We start from the raw sequence: 20265 nt of genomic DNA on the forward strand, positions 1-20265 counted from the left end.
CCGTGGGGGGACCCGCTGGCGTCGACCGGCTGGTACGGCTACGCCTCCTCTCACCGCCGAGGGTGGGTGGAACGACGGTGCTCAGTTGTCGACCCCCAGCGCCACCACCGGGCTGACCCGCGATGCCCGACGCGCCGGCAGCACCCCGGCCAGCGCGGTCAGCCCGACCAGCGCCACGAAGAGCCCGGCCAGCGGCAGCAGCGGCGCGGTCAGCGGGGCCTCGATCCCGAGGGTCCGGACCGCCAACCAGGCGTACGGGACACCGAGCACCAGGCCGATGGTCGCGCCGATCACCCCGTACAGGCCGGACTCCACGGTCAGCATGGTGCGCAGGCCGGTCCGGGAGAGCCCGATCGCCCGGAGCAGCCCGGACTCGCGTACCCGCTCCACCACCGACAGCGCGGTCGTGGAGCCCACGCCGACGACCGCGATCAGCACGGTCAGGCCGACCAGGCCCACCGCGATCCAGACCAGGGTGCGCACCAACGAGTCGTTGCGGTCCCGTTCGTCGGCGAGCACCGTGAGGCCCACCCCGTCGCTGCCCCCGATCGCCTGCCGCAGCGCCCGCACGCCAGCGGTGCGACCGTCCTCACCGTTGCCGGCCGCGTCGGCCAGCAGACCGCTGTACGCGGCCGGCACGCCGATCCGGTCCAGGTCGGCCGGGTCGGCGAGGATGCCGGCGTGCAGCGGGCCGTCACCGGGCAGGACCGCTGCCACCCGCACGTCGACCCTGCGGGTGGCGATGGCGAGGGTGACGGTGTCGCCGGCCCGCAGGCCCGCGTCCCGGGCGACCCAGCTGTTGAGCACGATCCGGCCGGGGCCACGATCGGCCAGGGTGCCCTGGGCCACGTCCAGGTCCCCGGTGCTCGGCAACGCCGCCAGGTCCAGGTCGCTTGTCGGGTAACCGGACTCGACGCCGCCGAGCTTGTCGGCGCCGCGCAGCAGCGTGGCGTCGTCGACCATCCGGTACGGCACCACCCGCGCCAGCGCGCGCTGGTCCGCCTCGGCCCGGCTCACGACGGCCGGCGGCAGCGTCCCACCGTTGCCGGTGACCTCGAAGTCGGCCGGGGCCGAGAGCGCCACCTCGCGGTCGACGAGGATCTGCAGCGACGCGCCGCCGATGACCACCCCGGAGATCAGGGTCACGCCAAGCGCGACCACGACGGAGACCGCTGCGGCGCGGCGCGGCGCCCCGCCGATCCCGCCGACCGACATCCGCCCGAGCGGCCCGAGCTGGCGCAGCGGCCAACCCACCACGGCCAGCACCGGGCGCACCAGCAGCGGACCGAGGGCCACCAGCGCGAAGAACGCCAGCGCGCCGGACGCGACAAGCAGGAGCAGCGGCATCGAAGGGTCGTAGTCCGACTGGTCCGGCTTCGGCAACTGGCTGATCGTCCCGACCGCCGCCAGGACCGCGCCGACGGCCAGGAGCAGCCCGAAGACCAGCCGCAGCACCCCGATGCCGCGCCGGCCGGCGGTGGTGCTCGCCGTCCGCAGCGCCTCCAGCGGGGAGACCCGGGCAGCCGAGAACGCCGGCGCCAGCACGGCCAGCACGGTGATCACGACGGCGCCGATCACCACCGTGACCGCCGCCGCCAGGGGCAGGCCCGGCGAGGAGACCTGTTGGCCGGCGGCGCGCAGGATCGCCGGCAGCGCGTACCCGAGAGCGAGGGCGCCGGCGACTCCGGCGACGCCGGAGACCAGCCCGGTCAGGGCGCCCTCGGCGGTCAACGCGGCCACCAGGGTGCCCCGATCCGCGCCGACCGCGCGCAGCAGGGCGAGCTGCCGCATCCGCTGGGCGAAGACGATGCGGAAGGTCGAGGTGACCACCAACGCCGCCGCGACGACCGCGATGGAGACGAACATGCCGACCAGGATGAAGAGTTTCCCGACCTGTTGGGCCGCCGCCTGCGCCTCCGCCTCGCGCACCTCTGCACCGGAGCGGATCGGCTGGCCGGCGACCGCCGCGCCCACCCGTTGGCGGACGGCGTCGGCCGAGGCGCCCGGTGCCACCCGCACGTCGACGCGCTCCACGGTCGTCAGGCGCGCCCAGGCGATCACGACGCTGTCCGGGGCGTACGCGTCGTAACCGGCGTCGCGGCCGACGTCCACCAGGCCGGTCACGGTGAGTGGCGCGGGTGTGGTGAGTTCGCCGCCGGTACCACTGGTGGTGGCGCCGACCGAGAGCCCGAGCCGTTCGGCGGTACGCGGGGTGACCGCGATCTCGCCGGGCTGGTCCGGGTAGCTGCCCTCGATCACCCGGACCGTGGTCAACGGGCCACTCCCCGGATCGGACTGGAGGTTGAGGTAGCCGTCGCCGATGGAGACCCCGGTCGCCACCCGGGCCACCGCCTCGGCCACACCGGGCACGGCCCGGATCTGCCGCACGTCCGCGACTGTGGGTTGCGGGACGTCGGCGCTGCCGATCACCAGGTCGGTGACGGCCGGGGTGCCGCTGAGGTTGTCCCGCACGGTCCGCTCGGTGATCTGCTGCACCAGCACGGTGCCGAAGACGACGAAGGAGGCGACCAGGATCGCCAGGCCGGTCAGGATCAGCCGGCCGGGACGCCGGGCCGCGGCGGTCGTCTGGGTACGCAGCACTGTCGCCCTCATCGGCGGGCCGCCAGATCACGCAGGGCGTCGGTGACCGACACCTGGTCCGGCTTGTCGATCTCGCCGGCGAGCCGCCCGTCGGCGAGCAGCACCACCCGGTCGGCGTACGCGGCGGCGATCGGGTCGTGGGTGACCATGACGACGGTCTGGCCGAGGTCGCGTACCGAGTCGCGCAGGATGGTGAGCACCTCCGCGCCGGAACGGGAGTCGAGGTTGCCGGTCGGCTCGTCGGCGAAGACCACCTCGGGCCGGGCCACCAGGGCGCGGGCCAACGCGACCCGCTGCTGCTGACCACCGGAAAGTTCGCTGGGCCGGTGGTTGAGCCGGTCGCCGAGGCCCAGCACCCGCACCAGGTGCTCCAGCAGTTGACGGTCGGGTTCCCGGCCGGCGAGGTCAAGCGGCAGGGTGATGTTCTGGGCGGCGGTGAGCTGCGGCAGCAGGTTGAAGGACTGGAACACGAAGCCGATCCGCTCCCGGCGTACCCGGGTCAGCGTCCGGTCCGACTGGCCGGTCAGCTCCGTGCCGCCGAGCAGGACGCGGCCGGAGGTGGCGGTGTCGAGACCGGCGAGGCAGTGCATGAGCGTCGACTTGCCGGACCCGGACGCGCCCATGATGGCGGTGAACTCGGCCCGGCCGAAGCCGACCGAGACCCCGTCCAGTGCACGGACGGCGGTGTCGCCGCTGCCGTACACCTTCACCAGGTCGACCGCGGCGACCGCGGCGTGGCTGGTCTCCGGCGGGGCGTGGGTTGTCATTGTTCCTCCAGTGGCTGCGATGTGGCCCGGACAGCGTCGCCGCCACCGGCGGGTGGGCACATCGGCCCGTGGCCGGGTATCGCCGGCGCCGGGTCTGTCTTTCGGCCGATCTGCAGGCGCCGTCCGCTGGCTACGCTGGGTCACCATGAGCACGCCGGATCTTCGACGTTGGTGGGTACGCCTGGCCCAGGCCGCCGGCCTGCTGGCCCTTGGTCTGCTCGCCCTCTTCGACCTCCGGTTCGGCGCGCCCGAGAGCATGGCCGCTCTCCTGCTCCTGTTGGTGCGCATGGGGCTGGCGGTGGCGACGGTGCCGCTCTGGCTGCCGGTGCACCGACCGGGTTCACGGGTGGTGCCGTTGGCCGCGTTGGCGCTCGCCTGCGCCTCACTGGCCGTGACCGCGGCCGTTGTGGTCTTCTCCGGCAGCAGTTACCTGATCGGCGGTAGCTGGGGGCTCGCCGAGTCGGCCGGGCTGATCGGGGTGGTCTTCGTGGTCACCCGCTGGGGTGCGCCCCGGCTCGCCCCGTGGGCGGCGGCGGCCGTCGGGCTGGCCGTCGCCGCGTTGCCGCTGCGCTCCGGCACCGAGAACCTGCTGGTGATCTTCGGGCTGCTCCAGGTGCTCGCCGCGGCCGGCGCCGCCGGGGTGGGGCTCTACCTGCGGATCATGGCTGCCGGTCGGGATCGGGCGATCGCGCTGGTGCGCGCCGAGCAACGCGCGGAGTTCGCCCGTGACCTGCACGACTTCATCGCCCACCACGTCACAGGCATCGTGGTGCAGGCGCAGGGCGCCCGGTTCGTCGCCGAGCAGGACCCGGGTCGGGTGATCGTCGCGCTGGAGCAGATCGAGCGGGCCGGCACGGAGACGATGGCCTCGATGCGCCGGATGGTGGGGATCCTGCGCAACCCGGATGCCCCGCCGGACGCGCCGTTGGCACCACTGGCCGGCGTGACCGAGTTGCCGCCGCTGCTGGCCGGGTTCAACGGCACGGCGAGCGCCCCGGCACGCCTGCACGTCGACGGTGACCTGAACGGACTGCCGGTGGAGGTGTCGACGTCGGCGTACCGGGTGGTGATGGAGGGGCTGACCAACACCCGCCAGCACGCGCCGGACGCCCGACGAGTGGACGTCGCCGTGCGTCGTACCCCGGACTGGTTGCTGGTCCGGGTCGCCGACGACGGTACGGCCGGGCGGACCGCGCCCGCCCGGGGGCACGGCTTCGGCCTGGTCGGCCTCACCGAGCGGGTACGCGCCCTGGACGGCACGATCACCGCCGGGCCCGGCGTCGCCGGTGGCTGGGTGCTCGACGCGGCGTTCCCGCTGCGCGCGGCGGTGGGGCGATGATCCGGGTGTTGATCGCCGACGACCAGGCGATGGTCCGGACCGGCTTCGGCATGATCATTGGGGCCCAGCCGGACATGGAGGTGGTCGGCGAGGCCGCCGACGGGGTGGTCGCCGTGGAGTTGGCCCGGCGGCTGCGCCCGGACGTGGTGCTGCTGGACATCCGGATGCCCCGCCTCGACGGACTCGAGGCACTGCGGCTGATCGCCGGGCCGGGCGTCGCCGACCCGATCCGGGTGGTCGTGGTGACGACCTTCGACCTCGACGAGTACGTGCACACCGCGCTCTCCAACGGCGCCTGCGGATTCCTGCTCAAGGACTCCGGCCCGACGCTGCTGGTGGAGGCGGTCCGCGCGGCCGTGTCCGGTGACGCGCTGATCAGCCCTTCCATCACGGTACGGCTGCTGGAGCACCTCAGCTCGCCCGCCCCGGCGCGCGGCGACACCGGGCTGTCACCACGGGAACTCGACGTCGTGAAGCTCGTCGCCCGGGGCCTGACCAACGCCGAGATCGCCGCCGGGCTCTTCATCGCCGTCGGCACGGTCAAGACCCACCTGGCCAGCGTGCAGATGAAGCTCAAGGCCCGCAACCGGGTGGAGATCGCCGCGTGGGCCTGGGAACGCCGCCTCGTCGGCTGAGGGGACAGCGGCGCGACCACCACTGACCTACCATCGTCATCAGTCGATGACTGGTCCGCTGCGGTCACCCGAAAGCGAGGCGATCATCTTGCGCGATCATGCGTGGCGCGGCGTCCGGTCCAGGGCCGCCGCACTGGCTGCCTGCGCGCTCACGGCGGCCGTGGTGGCGACGGGCGCGACCCCGGCGTACGCCGCCGCCGACGACACCGAACGCCCCACCGCCCCCGGCCCGATCACCGTCGTCGCCATCGACACCACCTCGGTCGAGCTGACCTGGGCAGCCTCGACCGACAACGTGGGCGTGGTCCGTTATCCGGTCTCCGCGCAATTCGAGGACAACGGCGCGATCTACTCGACCGACACCAACAGCATTCGGATCACCGGCCTGCGGCCGTCGCGCACGTACACCTTCTTCGTGGCGGCGCTGGACGCGGCCGGCAACAGCTCACTGTCCAACCCGACCCTGCGGGTGACCATGCCACCGGGGGACGACCAACCGCCGGGCGCGCCGGGCCAACCGGTGGCGTACGACGTCACCGCCACTGTGGTTCGGCTGCGCTGGGCGCACTCGGTGGAGAACGTCGTGCTCGACCGGTACCAGGTGTTCCGGGTCGACGCTGGCGGCACTCTCACCCTGGTCCGTGACGTGTCCCAGTACCCGCCCGTGAACAGCACCCAGATCAGCGGGTTGACGCCGAACACCACGTACACCTTCGTGGTGCGGGCCCGCGACGAGGTCGGAAACCTGTCCCCACTGTCCGCACCGGTCACCGTGACCACCCTGCCGCCACCGCCGAGCTGCGCGGTCCGGTCGGTCGTGCGGCAGTGGCCGGACGGCTTCGTCGCGCACCTCGTCGTCCGCAACACCGGCACCACGGCGGTCGACGGGTGGACGATGACCTGGCGGTTCTGGGCCAGCCAGCAGGTGCAGGGCATCTGGGGCGCGAAGGTCGTCGACCGCCCCAACAACAGCTACCTGCGGGTGGGCAACACCGGCCACAATGCGGTGATCCCGCCGGGCGGCACGGTGTCGCTGGGGCTCGTCGCCACCGGCACGCAACTGCCGGAGGAGGTCACGCTCAACGGCGGCCTCTGCGTGGTGGCAGACGAATAACGCTCGGCTCCGGGGTCTGGCGCCAGTCGCGACAACTTGCGACGCTAGCGGTTGTGTATGACTACGACCTGTTGGTGCTGGGCTCCGGACCCAGCGGTCAGAAGGCCGCGATCGCTGCCGCCAAGCTCGGCAGGCGGGTCGGCATCGTGGACCGCCGCGACATGATCGGTGGGGTGTGCATCAACACCGGCACGGTCCCCTCCAAGACGCTGCGTGAGGCTGTTCTCTACCTGACCGGGCTGAGCCAGCGGGACCTCTACGGCAGCAGCTACCGGGTCAAGGACGACATCACGGTCAGCGACCTGGCGGCCCGGACCCAGCACGTGATCACCCGGCAGACCGACGTCATCCGCAATCAACTGGCCCGCAACCGGGTCGCGATGATCACCGGCACCGGCCGGTTCGCGGACGCGCACACGATCTGGGTCGACGGCGGCTCCGGCCGCGAGTCGAGGGTGACCTTCGACAAGGCCATCATCGCGGCGGGCACCCGCCCGGCCCGCCCGGACAGCGTCGACTTCGACGACCGGACGATCGTGGACTCCGACGGCGTCATCAACCTCCAGGCCGTCCCGCGCAGCATGGTCGTGGTCGGCGCCGGCGTGATCGGCATGGAGTACGCGTCGATGTTCGCCGCGCTGGGCACCAAGGTGACGGTTGTGGAGCGCCGCGAGCGGATGCTCGACTTCTGCGACGACGAGGTCATCGAGTCACTCAAATACCATCTGCGGGACCTGTCCGTGGCGTTCCGCTTCGGTGAGGAGGTCGCCGCCGTGGAGAAGCACCAGACGGCGGCGCTGTGCATCCTCAAGAGTGGCAAGAAGATCGTCGCGGACACGGTCATGTACTCAGCCGGCCGGCAGGGCCAGACCGACGACCTGGCCCTGGAGGCCGCCGGGCTGGAGGCGGACCGGCGCGGCCGGATCAAGGTGGACGCCAACTACCGCACCTCGGTGGAGAACATCTACGCGGTGGGCGACGTGATCGGCTTTCCCGCGCTCGCGTCCACCTCGATGGAGCAGGGCCGACTGGCGGCACAGCACGCCTGCGGCGAACCGATCCGGGAGATGCACGGCCTGCAACCGATCGGCATCTACACCATCCCGGAGATCAGCTTCGTCGGGCAGACCGAGGCGCAGCTCACCGACACCTCGACTCCGTTCGAGGTCGGGATCGCGCGTTATCGGGAGCTGGCCCGGGGCCAGATCGTCGGTGACTCGTACGGCATGCTCAAGCTGCTCGTCTCCCCCGACGACGGCCGGCTGCTCGGGGTGCACGTGTTCGGCACCGCCGCCACCGAGATCGTCCACATCGGGCAGGCGGTGATGGGCTGCGGCGGCACGATCGACTACCTGGTCGACGCGGTGTTCAACTATCCGACGCTGGCCGAGGCGTACAAGGTGGCCGCCCTGGACGCGTCCAACAAGATCCGCAACATCACCCGCATCGACGGCTAGCCACTGCCCCCGACCTCCACCAGCGCCGCCAACTGGCTGCGGTAGTTCGGGCAGGTCGCGACGTCCTCGTGTGAGCAGTTCAGCCCGGCCTCCAACAGATCGAGCGCCGACCTCAGCGCCGCCATCCTGGCTCGCAGCGCGCCGTGGTTGCGGCGCAGCACGTCCTTGCGAACGGCGGGGTCGCCTGCGGCGAGGAACGCCCGGATGTCCGGCAGCGACAGGCCGGCCTGCTTCGCGCGCAGGATCGAGGCCACCCGGAACAGGTCGTCGCGGGTGTAGCGGCGACGGCCGCCGGTGACCCGGGCGGGGCAGAGCAGGCCCACCGACTCCCAGTGCCGCAGTACGTGCGCCGGCAGGCCAAAGTGGTCGGCCACCTCACCGATCGCCATCGTGCTTGACTTCATGTCGCCATTAAGTCCGAGCATGGCGGGCATGTCCAGTCTTCTAGCTGTCCTCGATGCGATCGAGAGCGAGCCCGCCGCCGTCGAACTGCGCGCCCGTTCCTACGAGTTACTCGGCGACCTCACCGGCCGAACCGTCGTCGACGCTGGCTGTGGCAGTGGCCGCGCCGTCGCCGAACTGGCCGAGCGCGGAGCCCACGCGGTCGGCGTCGACCTCGATCCCGAGATGATCACCGTGGCCCGCAAGCGCTGGCCGGCCGGCGAGTTCCATGTCGGCGACGCCACCGAGCTGCCGCTGGAGACCGGATCGGTCACCTACTACCGGGCGGACAAGGTGTTGCACGTGCTCGACGACCCGGCGCGAGCCGTGGCCGAGGCCCGGCGGGTGCTCGCGCCGGGCGGCCGAGCCGTGCTGATCGGCCAGGACTGGGACCTGATCGCCATCGACTCGGACGACTCGGGAACCACCCGTCGGCTGGTCCACGAGAAGGCGGACTCGCTGCCGTCGCCGCGCGTTGCCCGTAGGTATCGCAACCTGCTGCTCGACGCCGGGTTCACCGACCCGATCGTCGAGGTGCACACCGCTGTGTTCACTGACGACACCGCGCTCGACGTGTTGAAACGGATCACGGACGAGGAGACCTGGCTCGCCGAGCAGGCCGAGCGCGCCCGCGCGAACCGGATCCTCGTCGTCGTGCCGATCTTCCTCGTCGCCGCCCAGGCCTAACCCGGAACACCTGAAGGAGCTCGGTGCTGCCCGCCCCGCCAGCACGCCCGGTGATCGAGAGGTTTGCGTCATGACACGCCAGGCACGATGACGCAAACCTCTTGATCAACGAGGGCTGGGGGTGGGGCCGGTGCGGAGGCGGTGGCCTTCGCACCGGCCGGTCGGTTTCAGCCGGCTGAGCAGGTGGGGCTGAGGCTGCCGGCGGTGCCGTTGCCCTGGAAGCCGAACTCGGTGGACTGCCCGGCGCCGACCTGGCCGTTGTAGGCCACGTTCGTCCAGTTCGTCGTGCCGGTGTTACCGCTGGGGTTGGCGCTCCAGGAGCTGGTGACCGCCGCGCCGGACGGCAACGTGATCGTCACGGTCCAGCCGTTGAGAGCCGACGAGCCGGCCGTCACCCGTACGTTCGCCACGAAGCCGCCGGTCCACTGGTTCACCGTCGCCGTCGCGGTGCAGCCACCCGGCCCCGGCGGTGGAGTCGTGGGCGGCGGAGTGGTCGGCGGCGGGCTGGTCGGCGGAGGGGTCGTGGGCGGAGGGGTGGTCGGCGGCGGGGTGCCGTTGTTCAGTGCGGCCAGGACCGCGTCGTACGCCGGCTTCTTGGACCCGTTGCTGTTGAACAGCAGCGGCGTCTGCGAGGCCCGCCACGAGTCACTGTCGCGGATGCCCCACACCGTGATCCCGTTGCACCGGGCCACCGCCAGGCAGTCCTCCACCACACTTCGGTACGTGGCTGCGGACGCTCCCTGGATGTCCAACTCGGTGATCTGCACGTCCACACCCAACGCCGCGAAGCTCGACAACGTGGTGCGGTAGTTACTCACGTACGGCGAGTCGTTGTTGAAGTGCGACTGGAAACCGACGCAGTCGATCGGCACGCCGCGGGCCTTGAAGTCCCGCACCATGTTGTAGACACCCTGGGTCTTCGCGTGTGTCCAGTTGTCGGTGTTGTAGTCGTTGTAACACAGCTTCGCGTTCGGATCCGCTGCGTCCGCGGCCCGGAACGCCGCCTCGATCCAGTCGTTGCCGGTGCGCTGGAGGTTCGAGTCGCGGCGGCCCCCGGAGCTGCCGTCGGCGAACGCCTCGTTGACGACGTCCCACGCGACCACCTGGCCCCGGAAGTGCGTGGCCACCTGCGTCACGTGGTTGAGCATCGCCTGCCGTAGCGGGCTGCCACTTATGTTCTCCATCCAGCCGGGCTGCTGGGAGTGCCACGCCAGCGTGTGACCCCGCACGCTCATCCCACGACTGCGCGCGTGGTTGACGATCTGCTCCGCCGCCCCGTAGCTGAACTGCCCCTGCTGCGGCTCGGTGGCGTTCATCTTCATCTCGTTCTCGGCCGTCACCATGTTGAACTCGCGGTTCAAGATCGTGGTGTACGCACTGTCCGAGAGTTTGAAACCAGCCACCGCCGTACCGAAATACCGACCCTTCTCGGCGGCGGACGCGCCAAGCGTGGTCCCGGCGGAGGCGGGTGCCGTCGCGAACAGCGCCATGCCGGCGGCGAGGGCGCCCGCGCCGGCAAGCGCGACCACGGCTCTCGATGCCGCCTTCCATCTCGTGTTTCTCATCGTGCGACTCCTTCTGGTGGTGGGGCGGGAGGAAGGTCAGGACACCGAGCAGGTGGCGCCGTTCAGGGTGAACGACGACGGTTTGCCGGTGCCGCCTCCGTGCGTGGCCTGGAAGCCGACCTCGACCGACGCGTTCGGGGCGATGGTGGCGTTGTAGGAGACGTTGCGGGCGGTCACCGCGCCGCTCGTCGGCGAGTACTGCGCGTTCCAGCCGCTGGTGATGACCTGCCCGCTGGGCAACGTGAAGGCCAGCGCCCACCCGTTCACGGCGGCCGTACCGGTGTTGGTGATGGTCACGCTCGCGGTGAGCCCGTTGTTCCAGGCGTTGACCGTGTAGCCGACCCGGCAGGCGCCCGCGCTGGGCGGCGGCGTGGTCGGCGGCGGAGTCGTGGGCGGCGGAGTGGTCGGGGGCGGCGTGGTGGGCGGCGGAGTCGTCGGAGGCGGCGTGGTCGGAGGCGGCGTGGTCCCGATGACGCCGTCCAGCCCGAAGAAGCGGATGACCTGCGCGGCGTCGACCGGCAGGTTGTGCGTGACGCCCTGCATGCTGATCGCCTCGACCGGCGCCATCGGGCCGCTGCTGCCGTACCGGGTGCGGGTGTAGCCGGACTGCGGCGAGTCGGTGTACGTCGGGGTCTGGCTCAACCCGTGCACGTTCGTCCACTGCTTGACCTGCTCGCCGAAGTTCGGGTAGCGCAGCGTCTCGTCGCTGGTGCCGTGCCAGATCTGCATCCGTGGTCGCTGGCCGGTGTAGCCCGGGTACGCCCCACGGACCAGGTCGCCCCACTGCTGTGCGGTCTTGATGAGCTGCCCGTTGGCGCACTCGCTGTTCCACTCGGAGCTGCCCCCGGTGGCGAAGCAGCCGAACGGCACCCCGGCGAAGGAGGCGCCCGCCGCGAACACGTCCGGGTAGTCACCGAGCATGACGTTCGTCATCATCGCTCCGGAGGAGGTGCCGGTGGCGAAGATCCGCGCCGGGTCGGCGGCGTAGCGCTGCTTCACGTAGTCGACCATCGACATGAGCCCGACCGGGTCGCTGCCACCGCCACGGCGCAGGGCCTGCGGTGAGGCCACGTCCCAGCACTTGCTGCTGCGGGTCACCGACGGGTAGATCACGATGAACCCGTACCGGTCGGCGAGGGACGCGTACTGGGTGCCGGAGTGGAATGCCGGACCCGACCCGGTGCAGTAGTGCAGGGCCAGCAGGATCCCCGGTCGGGTGGCCACCCGGTCCGGGACGTACAGGTGCATCTGGAGATTTGTGGGGTTGGTGCCGAAGCCGGTCACCTGGGTGAGCGTCGCCGCCGACGCCGGGGTGGCGAAGGTCAGCGCGGCGGTGGCAAGCGTCAGGGCCGCCATGGCGGCGCCGAACAGTTTTGTCTTGAGTGTCATCGATCGCGATCCCTCGGGAGATAGGCGCGTGGAAGGGGACTTGAAGTCGAGGACTGCCCTTCGCCCGACCCTGACCGCGGCTCGCGTGACGAAGTCAGCTTCGATCGAGCACACTCGATTGTCAAGACTTCCGGAAACCTTTCGCCGCAACGGATTCCGGGCCCACCTGCGCAACCGGGGCCACCGGCGGGCCCACCCGCCGACGGCGGCTGGCCGGCTATTATCGGGAGGTTCTCGAAACGTGCCGGACTTTCACATCCCTCCCGCCCCGGTGTGCGTCCGCCGACGACGCCCGTGGGCATGAAGGAGATTCCGTGAGGATCGTCGACGCCCGGGTCATCCTGACCTGTCCGGGCCGCAATTTCGTCACTCTCAAGATCGTCACTGACGAGGGGGTGACCGGCGTCGGGGACGCCACCCTCAACGGCCGGGAGCTGGCCGTCGCGTCGTACCTGCGTGACCACGTGGTGCCCCTGCTGATCGGCCGGGATCCGGCCCGCATCGAGGACACCTGGCAGTACCTGTACCAGGGGGCGTACTGGCGGCGCGGCCCGGTCACGATGAGCGCCATCGCCGCCGTGGACACGGCGCTGTGGGACATCAAGGGCAAGGTCGCCGGCCTGCCGGTCTACCAGTTGCTCGGTGGTCGGTCCCGCGAGGGCGTCACCGTGTACGGCCACGCCAACGGCGAGACCGTCGAGGAGGTGCTCGTCGAGGTCGCCCGCTACGTCGACCTCGGCTACCGGGCGGTCCGGGTGCAGTGTGGCGTGCCGGGCCTACCCAAGACGTACGGGGTCAGCACCGACAAGTTCTTCTACGAACCGGCGGATGCGGCGTTGCCCAGCGAGGCGACCTGGTCGACCCCGCGTTACCTGGCGCACGTGCCGAAGGTGTTCGCCCAGGTACGCGACGAGTTCGGCCCGACGCTGCGGCTGCTGCACGACGTGCACCACCGGCTCACCCCGATCGAGGCGGCCCGGCTCGGCCGCAGCCTGGAGCCCTACGCGCTGACCTGGATGGAGGACCCGGTCCCCGCCGACCTCCAGGAGGGCTTCCGGTTGATCCGGCAGCACACCACCACCCCGATCGCCGTCGGAGAGGTGTTCAACAGCATCTTCGACGCGGCCCAGCTCATCCGGGAACAGCTCATCGACTACATCCGGGCCACAGTGGTGCACGCCGGCGGGATCACCCACCTGCGCCGCATCTTCGACCTCGCGGCGTTGCACCACGTCCGCAGCGGGTCGCACGGCGCCACCGACCTCTCCCCCGTCTGCATGGCCGCCGCGTTGCAGCTCGACATCTCCATCCCCAACTTCGGCCTACAGGAGTACATGCGGCACACCGAGCAGACCGACGAGGTGTTCCCGCACGGCTACCACTTCGCGGACGGCTACCTGCACCCGGCCGAGACGCCCGGCCTCGGGGTGGACATCGACGAGGAGGCGGCGGCCCGCTACCCGTACTCGCCGGCGTACCTGCCGGTGAACCGGCTGGAGGACGGCACGGTCCACCCCTGGTGACCGCGCCGCCGTAGCCCGGCCGGCTCAGTGGATGCGCCGCCCCCGCTCGTCCGGCACCCCGGACTTGCGGAAGAAGTACGTGTTGATCTGGTCGCGCCACTCGGTGGCGGACCGCATCTGCTCGTCGAGGCGTTCGGCCACCCGCTCGTACACGGCCGGGTCGATCATCCCGTTCAGCGTCTGCCACCTCCGTCGCATCGCCGCCACCTCCTCGACACCGGCGAAGTGCGTGTCGTAGATGTGCTGGATGACTGTCGAGCCGCTGCGCAGGACGTGCTGGTACGGCACGTGGTGGAAGAAGAGCAGCAGCTCGTCGGGGCAGCTCTCCGGCGTCTCGTACACCTCGGCCCAGTACGGCGGGTACTGCCCGGCGAAGCCGGTGCCCGACGCGCGGCTGCGGTCCACGCCGACGCCGTCGCGGTCGGCGAAGTGGTAGGTGCCCCACCGCGAGTACTCGTACCCGTCGACACCCGGACCGTAGTGGCCGGCGGGGTTGACCATGAAGCCGACGCCCAACGGGGCGGTGTACCGCTCGTAGGTGCGCCACGAGTCGTCCATGATCTCGTGCAGCGTCCGCCGCACCAGCTCCGGGTCGGCGGTGGCCGACGGCGGGAAGGTGAGCGTCATCCACTCGTCGAGGACCGCCGTCGGGTCCAGCCGCGGATCCCAGGCGAGCCGCCCGAACGAGTACAGGTTGGCCTGCGCCAACGGGTGCCCGGTCCAGAACCTGTCGTCGCCGGTGTTGGCGACCGCGACGAGGCCACCGCCAGCACCCGCCGCCCCCGCCACCAGGTCGGCCACCGCCCGCCCGCCCGGCCCCCAGGGCTCGAACCGCAGCACCTCACTCCACAACGGGCCGAGGTGGCAGACGTGTCGCTGCTGGCCTGTGTATTCCTGCGTGACCTGCAACTCCACCGCCAGTCGGGTGGCGGGCATCGCGGCGATCACCGGGGAGACCGGCTCACGGGTCTGGAAGTCCACCGGCCCGTACTTCACCTGGAGTACCACGTTGGTGCGGAACCGCCCGTCGAGTGGGGCGAAGTGGTCGTACGCGGCGCGGGCCCGGTCGGTCGACCGGTCCCGCCAGTCCTGGTGGTGGTTGTAGACGAACGCCCGCCAGTGCACCACTCCCCCGTGCGGGGCGAGCGCGTCGGCGAGCAGGTTCGCCCCGTCGGCGTGGTCCCGCCCGTAGCTGAACGGGCCGGGCTGTCCCTCGGAGTCGGCTTTCACCACGTAGCCGCCGAAGTCGGGAATGCGGTCGTGGACGTTGCGGGTGGTCTCCGCCCACCAGCCCCGCACCTTCTCGTCCAGCGGGTCGGCGGTCGACAGGCCGCCGAGGACCATCGGCGCGGCAAAGGTGACCGACAGGTGCACCCGGATGCCGTACGGGCGCAGCACGTCGGCGATCTCGGCCACGTCGCCGAGCCGGTCGGTGAGCAGCAGCGCCTCGGTACGGGCGACGTTCACGTTGTTCACCGAGATGGCGTTGACGCCGCTCGCCGCCAACAGCCGCCCGTACTCCCGGATCCGGGCCAGGTCGCCGCGCGGTCGGCCGTCCTGCCAGAAGATCGAGCCGCCCGCGTAACCCCGCTCGACCTGGCCCATCACCGGGTGCACTGCCACGTTGTCCCAGTGGTTCAGCATCCGCCGACGCAGCGCGGGCCGGTGCCGCTCCGGCGGGCGGGCCGGGTCGAAGGCCGCCGCGCAGAGCCGGACCACGTGGAAGAGCCCGTACAGCAGGCCGGCGGGCGCCTCGGCCAGCACCACCGTCACCTGTCCGTCGCGGGCCAGCAGGAACCCCTCGTCGCCGAGCGTCCCGCCGCCGACCTCGTCACGCGCCACCGCCGCCGCCGCAGCGGGCAGTTCGCCCGCGCCACGCAGGGCGAGCACCAGGTCGACGTCGACGTCCCAGGAGGGGTTGTGCCACACCCGCCCGCCGTAGCGCGCGCAGGCCCGCGAGACCTCGTCGAGCACGGTGTCGACGAGCAACCCGTCACCGTGGACGAGAACGCGGCGCGCGCCGAGGGTCCGGAACGCCTCCGGTGGCAGCCAGGCCGGGTGTACGGGCGGCTCGTCACTGCCCAGTGGTTCCTCGACGAACATCAACTGCTCCAGGTCCACCCACTCTTCGGCGTTCATCAATCCTCCCGTAGCACGACGACACCGTACGCCGGCAGCGGCAAGGCCGCACCGGTCGTCGTGCGGTGACCGGTGAGCAGGTCGACGCCACTGCTTCCGGCGGTCACCTCGACCGGCTCGGCACTGTGGTTGAGCAGGAACAGCAGCCGCGTTCCGTCCGGCGCGACCCGCACGGCGGATTCCAGGTCCGGTACGTCCGGGTAGGGGCCGAGCACGTCGTGCCGTGCCAGCACCTGCCGCACCACCCAGGACACCCCGGCCTGGTCCAGACCGGCAGCCACGTACCAGCCGTCGCCGGCGCCGAAGGAGTTGCGGGTCACCGCCGGGGTGCCCGCGTAGAAGTCGGCCTGGTAGGTGCCGACCACCGCCGCGCCCTGCGGAATCACCAGTTCGAACAGCAGTCGCGCCTCGACGTCGAGCTGGTCCGGGCCGGCGCCGAGACGGACCGGGTTGACCGTCTCCGGGCCGCGCGCGTCCCACTCGTCGACCCGGACACCCAGTAGCTGACCCAGCGGGCCGGGCACGTCCATCAGGAAAGCCTGGTCGTTCTCGTCCACCCGACCCGACAGGTAGGTGGTGAGCACCGAACCGCCGCGCGCCGCCACCGCCTCCAGGCGCTGCGGCAGATCACCCTTGAGCATGTGCAGGGCCGGCGCGACGACCACGTCGTAGCGGGACAGGTCGTGGGTCACCGCGACGACGTCCAGGTCCACGCCGGCGTCCCAGAGCGCGCGGTGGTAGGCGAGCACGACCTCCTGGTAGCGGACCAGCCGGGACGGGCCGTCGGAGATCTCCAACGCCCACCAGCTGTCCCAGTCGAACAGCAGCGCCACCCGGGCCGGGGTCCGCGCTCCCAGCGACACCGGGCCGAACCGGTCCAGTTCGACGCCCAGCTCGGCGACCTCCCGGAACACCCGGGTGTCGGAGCGACTGGCGTGACCGATGACGGCGCCGTGGTATTTCTCGCTCGCGCCCCGGGCGGCGCGGAGCTGGAAGAACAGCACCGCGTCGGCGCCGTGCGCGACCGCCTGCCAACTCCACAGCCGCATCAGGCCGGGTCGCTTCAGCGGGTTGACGTCCCGGCACGAGGTGGCGCCCGGCGACTGTTCCATCAACCAGAACGGTTGGCCGTCCTTGAGCCCACGCATCAGGTCGTGGGTCAGCGCCATCCGGGCCGCCGACTCGTCGTTCGGCGGGTAGTTGTCCCACGAGGCGAAGTCCAGGTGCGCGGCCCAGCGGTGGTAGTCGATAGGCCGGTACAGGCCCATGAAGTTTGTCGTCACCGGTAGGTCCGGGCTGGACTCACGGATGGCGGCCTTCTCGTCGTGGAAGTTGGTGAGCATGGCGTCCGAGGTGAACCGCAGGTAGTCCAGGGTGATGCCCTGGAACGCGGTGTGGTCCGGCCCCCGCCAGTGCTCGGTGAGCGCCGACGGCGGCTCGATCTGGTCCCAGTCGGTGAAGGTGTGCGACCAGAAGCTGGTGTACCAGGCCGCGTTCAGGTCGTCGAGGGTGCCGTAGCGGTGCCGCAGCCAGTCCCGGAAGCCGGCCGCGCAGAGCTCGCAGTAGCAGGCCCCGCCGTACTCGTTGCCGACGTGCCAGGCGATGACCGCCGGGTTGTCGGCGTACCGGCGGGCGATCCGGCGGGCCAGCTCGACGGAGAGCCGGCGGAAGACCGGGGAGCTGGGGCAGGAGTTGTGCCGCTGGCCGAACCGGTGCTTGCGACCCTCGAAGTCGGTCCGGGTCACCTCCGGGTACGCCTTCGCCAGCCACGGCGGGTGAGCGCCGGTGCCGGTCGCCAGGCAGATCCCGCGCCCCTCCGCGGCGGCCCGTTCGACGATCCGGTCCAGCAACGCGAAGTCGTACACGTCCTCGGCGGGCTGGCAGAGCGCCCAGTCGAACACGCCGATGGTGACCAGGTCGATCCGAGCGGTGTCGAAGAGACGGTAGTCCTGCTTCCAGACGTCCTCGGGCCACTGTTCCGGGTTGTAGTCGCCCCCGAAGGGCACCTTGACGGTGGCGGGCAGGCTCATCGGGTGAACTCCTTCTGAATCAGCCGGACCATCGGGTCGCTGACGCGCAGCAACGCCAGGACCGCGACCGAGCCGAGCATCGCGAGCACCACCTCGGAGAAGACCGCGGTGACCGCGGCCGCCGCCGCCAGCAGCAACGCGTTGCCGACTGTGACACCCGGGGTACGGACGAGGAAGTGCACGGCCAGTCGAAGAACGTCCCGAGTGCGGAAGTCGAACAGCGAGGTGATCACCAGGGCGTTCGCCGCACAGAGCGTCACACCCACGGCGAGCAGGACCAGCGGCACCGCCCACCACCCCGGCAGGCCGACCGCGCCCCGGTAGGCGAGGTTCACGGCGAGCACGGTCAGCCACAGCAGCGCCGGCACCCAGACGCGCAGCGCCCCGGACAGATTGGCCCGGTACCCGCGCCAGAAGACGGTGGCGGGCCGCAGGTCGGTCAGGTCGGTGCGTTGGTGGCGCAGCGCGTACAGGGCAGCCGAGATCGCCGGGCCGACCGGCACCAGCAGGACGGCGGCCAGCGGCAGGTTGCTCGCATCGCGGCCCAGCAGCAGTATCGGGAGCAGGCCGGGCACTGTGGTGAGCAGGAACAGCAGCTCGACGACGAGCAGGATGTAGACCCGCGAGGTGATCCGCGACAGTGGCCCGTCGCCGAACTGTCGCCAGGTGCGCGCGGTGCTCACGGCTGGTCCCTCCGCTCGGAACGGCAGCTGCCGACGCAGCGCCGCCACGCGTCGGTGCGGCGGCCGGTGGGCTGGTCGGGCACGGTGCTGCGCATTGCCGTCCTCCGGTGGTCCTGCCCGCGGGCGAGCGGGTCACCCGCGCGCCCCGGGCCGGTGGTCGTCGGGGAGTCCGGTCGGGCCCTGGTGACCGCCCGCCCGGACTCCCCGCTGATCAGCCGTTGTCCTTCTGGAACCGCTCGTACGCCTTGTTGACCAGCTCGATGTACTGCTCGGAGTTCTTGGCCTTCAGCTCGGCCACGTAGGCGTCCCACTCGCTGAGGGGCCGCTGACCGAGGGCGAACTTGAGCGTGTTCTGGGTGACGAAGTCCTTCAGCGGGGTCTCCCAGAGCGACACCTGCTCGCGTTCCTCGTCGGTGAACGGGTGCGGCGGGGGAACCTCCCTCGGCTTGCGGGCGTCCATCACCTTCTGGAACTCCAGCTCCTCCGGGGAGAAGAACCCACGGACCAGATCCGGAGTGCCGCCGTAGGCGAAGACGCCGTTGTAGAAGCCGAAGTCCTTCTGCAGGTGCTTGGTGCCCTTCGGGTTGAGCCCGAGGACGTCGACGTCGGGCGTGACCGAGCGCTTGCCGGACGCGTCCTTGGTGAAGGTGGTGCCCTCGACGCCCCAGCGGGCGAACTCCATGCCGGCGTCCGAATACCACAGCCAGTCGATGAACTGCATCATGGCGACGAAGTTCTTGCTCTCCCGCGCCTTCGAGGAGATCATGATGCCGTTCTCCAGCCGGGGGAAGGGGTTGATCTCACCGGCCGGGCCGACCGGCAGCGGGATCTTGGCCATCTTCGCGTTCGGCAGGGTCTTGGCCAGGTCGGGCCGGTGGTTGTTGACAAGCGTCTGCGCGTTGCCGGTGACCACGAAGGACTTGCCGTTGGCGAGCTTCTGGCGTGCCTGGTCGTCGGTCTGGGTGAAGCTCTCCGGGTCGAGCAGGCCCTCGGCCACGAGCTTGTGCAGGAACGTGACCATCTGCTTGTACTGCTCGGACGCGCCGGTGTAGGTGAACTTCTTCTCCGCCGGGTTCCAGGTGGCGTGCTGGAAGTCCCAGCCCGCGTAGGTGCCGTGGGCCGAGCCGAGGAGGTTCAGCAGCGCACCGGTCGGGTTGGGCTTGCTGAACAGGTCGGAGTACGGGTAGACGTTCGGGTACTTCGCCTTCATCGCCTTGAGCACCGTGTACAGGTCGTCCCAGGTCTTCGGGACCGGGAGGTTGAGCTCCTGCATGATGTCGGTGCGCACCAGCACCGTGTAGTCCTGCGTGGGCTTCTCGTGCATGCCGGGCAGCAGGTAAAACTTACCGTCGGCCTGCCGCAGGTTGTCGATCTCCGGCTTGAGGTTCCACTTGGCGATCTTGTCCTTGAGGTTGGGCATCAGATCCAGGTAGTCACTCACCGGAAGGATCGCCCCGGAGGCCACGAACGCGTCCTCCTGCGGGTGGTACGTCTTCGGGATGATCAGCGGGGCGTCCCCGGCGCCGATCAGCAGGCTGCGTTTCTGCTCGTAGTCGCTGAGCGGAACGGCGACCGGCTCGATCTTGACGTTGGTCCGCTTGGTCAGCTCCGACCAGAACAGCCAGTCTTCCTTGAGGGGGTAGAACGTGTGGTTGTTGTAGAGGGTGGAGAAGGAGAGCGCCTCGGTGGCCTTGAACTGGTCGCCGACGCCGTAGCTGGCCATCGCCCCGACCTTGTTCTCCGAGAGGTCCGTCGACTCGCCGGGGTCCTCGGAACAGGCGGTGCTGAGGGTGAGCGCGAGCAGACCCGCGGTGGCTAACGCCACCCGGCGCCACGTCTTGTGGAGCATGGCTCGTCCTTTCGGTGGTGGGGATTCGAATGTGGAGCGGTGTGGC

General features: G+C 70.8%; 15 protein-coding genes. 6 read left to right on the plus strand and 9 right to left on the minus strand.

Annotation, left to right across the window (positions count from 1 at the left end):
- Positions 1 to 81: 81 nt before the first annotated feature.
- On the minus strand, positions 82 to 2601 hold the full coding sequence (locus AB0F61_RS32580) for an FtsX-like permease family protein (protein ID WP_357817756.1): 2520 nt from the start codon (positions 2599 to 2601) through the stop codon (positions 82 to 84).
- An 8-nt stretch (positions 2602 to 2609) separates the two neighbouring features.
- On the minus strand, positions 2610 to 3368 hold the full coding sequence (locus tag AB0F61_RS32585) for an ABC transporter ATP-binding protein (protein ID WP_357817759.1): 759 nt from the start codon (positions 3366 to 3368) through the stop codon (positions 2610 to 2612).
- Positions 3369 to 3513: 145 nt separating this feature from the next.
- Here AB0F61_RS32585 and AB0F61_RS32590 point away from each other — a divergent pair, with 145 nt between their 5' ends.
- From AB0F61_RS32590 to sthA, 4 genes are all read left to right on the plus strand, one after another.
- Positions 3514 to 4707 carry a histidine kinase gene (locus AB0F61_RS32590; RefSeq protein ID WP_357817762.1) on the plus strand — a complete coding sequence of 398 codons (1194 nt, stop codon included), beginning with the start codon at positions 3514 to 3516 and terminating at the stop codon, positions 4705 to 4707.
- Positions 4704 to 5342: a response regulator transcription factor gene (locus AB0F61_RS32595; protein ID WP_357817765.1), complete on the plus strand. Its 639-nt coding sequence runs from the start codon at positions 4704 to 4706 to the stop codon at positions 5340 to 5342. Before AB0F61_RS32590 ends, AB0F61_RS32595 begins: the two co-directional genes overlap by 4 nt.
- An 88-nt stretch (positions 5343 to 5430) precedes the next feature.
- Positions 5431 to 6456, plus strand: a complete 1026-nt coding sequence (locus AB0F61_RS32600) for a fibronectin type III domain-containing protein (RefSeq protein ID WP_357817767.1) — start codon at positions 5431 to 5433, stop codon at positions 6454 to 6456.
- Between the two features lie 53 nt (positions 6457 to 6509).
- On the plus strand, positions 6510 to 7913 hold the full coding sequence (sthA, locus tag AB0F61_RS32605) for a Si-specific NAD(P)(+) transhydrogenase (protein WP_357817770.1): 1404 nt from the start codon (positions 6510 to 6512) through the stop codon (positions 7911 to 7913).
- Here sthA and AB0F61_RS32610 read toward each other — a convergent pair.
- Positions 7910 to 8317 carry a MerR family transcriptional regulator gene (locus tag AB0F61_RS32610; protein WP_357817773.1) on the minus strand — a complete coding sequence of 136 codons (408 nt, stop codon included), beginning with the start codon at positions 8315 to 8317 and terminating at the stop codon, positions 7910 to 7912. The two genes, sthA and AB0F61_RS32610, sit on opposite strands and share 4 nt — an antisense overlap.
- Between AB0F61_RS32610 and AB0F61_RS32615 the strand changes: the two genes are divergently transcribed.
- A complete protein-coding gene (locus AB0F61_RS32615; protein WP_357817776.1) occupies positions 8304 to 9041 on the plus strand; it encodes a methyltransferase domain-containing protein in 738 nt (245 codons plus the stop codon). The genes AB0F61_RS32610 and AB0F61_RS32615 overlap by 14 nt on opposite strands.
- 167 nt (positions 9042 to 9208) lie before the next feature.
- On the opposite strand, the gene AB0F61_RS32620 is transcribed toward AB0F61_RS32615, so the two are convergent.
- Positions 9209 to 10606, minus strand: coding sequence for an endo-1,4-beta-xylanase (locus AB0F61_RS32620; protein WP_357817778.1), 1398 nt, complete (start codon positions 10604 to 10606; stop codon positions 9209 to 9211).
- Positions 10607 to 10642: 36 nt separating this feature from the next.
- Positions 10643 to 11995, minus strand: coding sequence for a PHB depolymerase family esterase (locus AB0F61_RS32625; RefSeq protein WP_357817781.1), 1353 nt, complete (start codon positions 11993 to 11995; stop codon positions 10643 to 10645).
- Positions 11996 to 12309: 314 nt separating this feature from the next.
- On the opposite strand from AB0F61_RS32625, the gene manD reads away from it, so the two are divergent.
- Complete coding sequence (gene manD, locus AB0F61_RS32630) at positions 12310 to 13518, plus strand: D-mannonate dehydratase ManD (RefSeq protein WP_357817783.1); 1209 nt, start codon at positions 12310 to 12312, stop codon at positions 13516 to 13518.
- 24 nt (positions 13519 to 13542) lie between these two features.
- On the opposite strand, the gene AB0F61_RS32635 is transcribed toward manD, so the two are convergent.
- The 4 genes from AB0F61_RS32635 to AB0F61_RS32650 all read right to left on the minus strand — a co-directional run bounded on the left by AB0F61_RS32635 (position 13543) and on the right by AB0F61_RS32650 (position 20219).
- Positions 13543 to 15657, minus strand: a complete 2115-nt coding sequence (locus tag AB0F61_RS32635; RefSeq protein WP_357817786.1) for an alpha-glucuronidase — start codon at positions 15655 to 15657, stop codon at positions 13543 to 13545.
- Positions 15657 to 17687, minus strand: a complete 2031-nt coding sequence (locus tag AB0F61_RS32640; protein WP_357817789.1) for a beta-galactosidase — start codon at positions 17685 to 17687, stop codon at positions 15657 to 15659. The genes AB0F61_RS32635 and AB0F61_RS32640 overlap by 1 nt, the downstream gene beginning before the upstream one ends.
- A complete protein-coding gene (locus tag AB0F61_RS32645; protein ID WP_357817792.1) occupies positions 17684 to 18370 on the minus strand; it encodes a DUF624 domain-containing protein in 687 nt (228 codons plus the stop codon). Before AB0F61_RS32645 ends, AB0F61_RS32640 begins: the two co-directional genes overlap by 4 nt.
- 211 nt (positions 18371 to 18581) lie before the next feature.
- Entirely contained in the window at positions 18582 to 20219 is a 1638-nt protein-coding gene (locus tag AB0F61_RS32650; protein ID WP_357817795.1) for an extracellular solute-binding protein, read from the minus strand.
- Positions 20220 to 20265: the final 46 nt, after the last annotated feature.

This window comes from Micromonospora sp. NPDC023888, from assembly GCF_040639415.1.
GTDB lineage: Bacteria > Actinomycetota > Actinomycetes > Mycobacteriales > Micromonosporaceae > Micromonospora.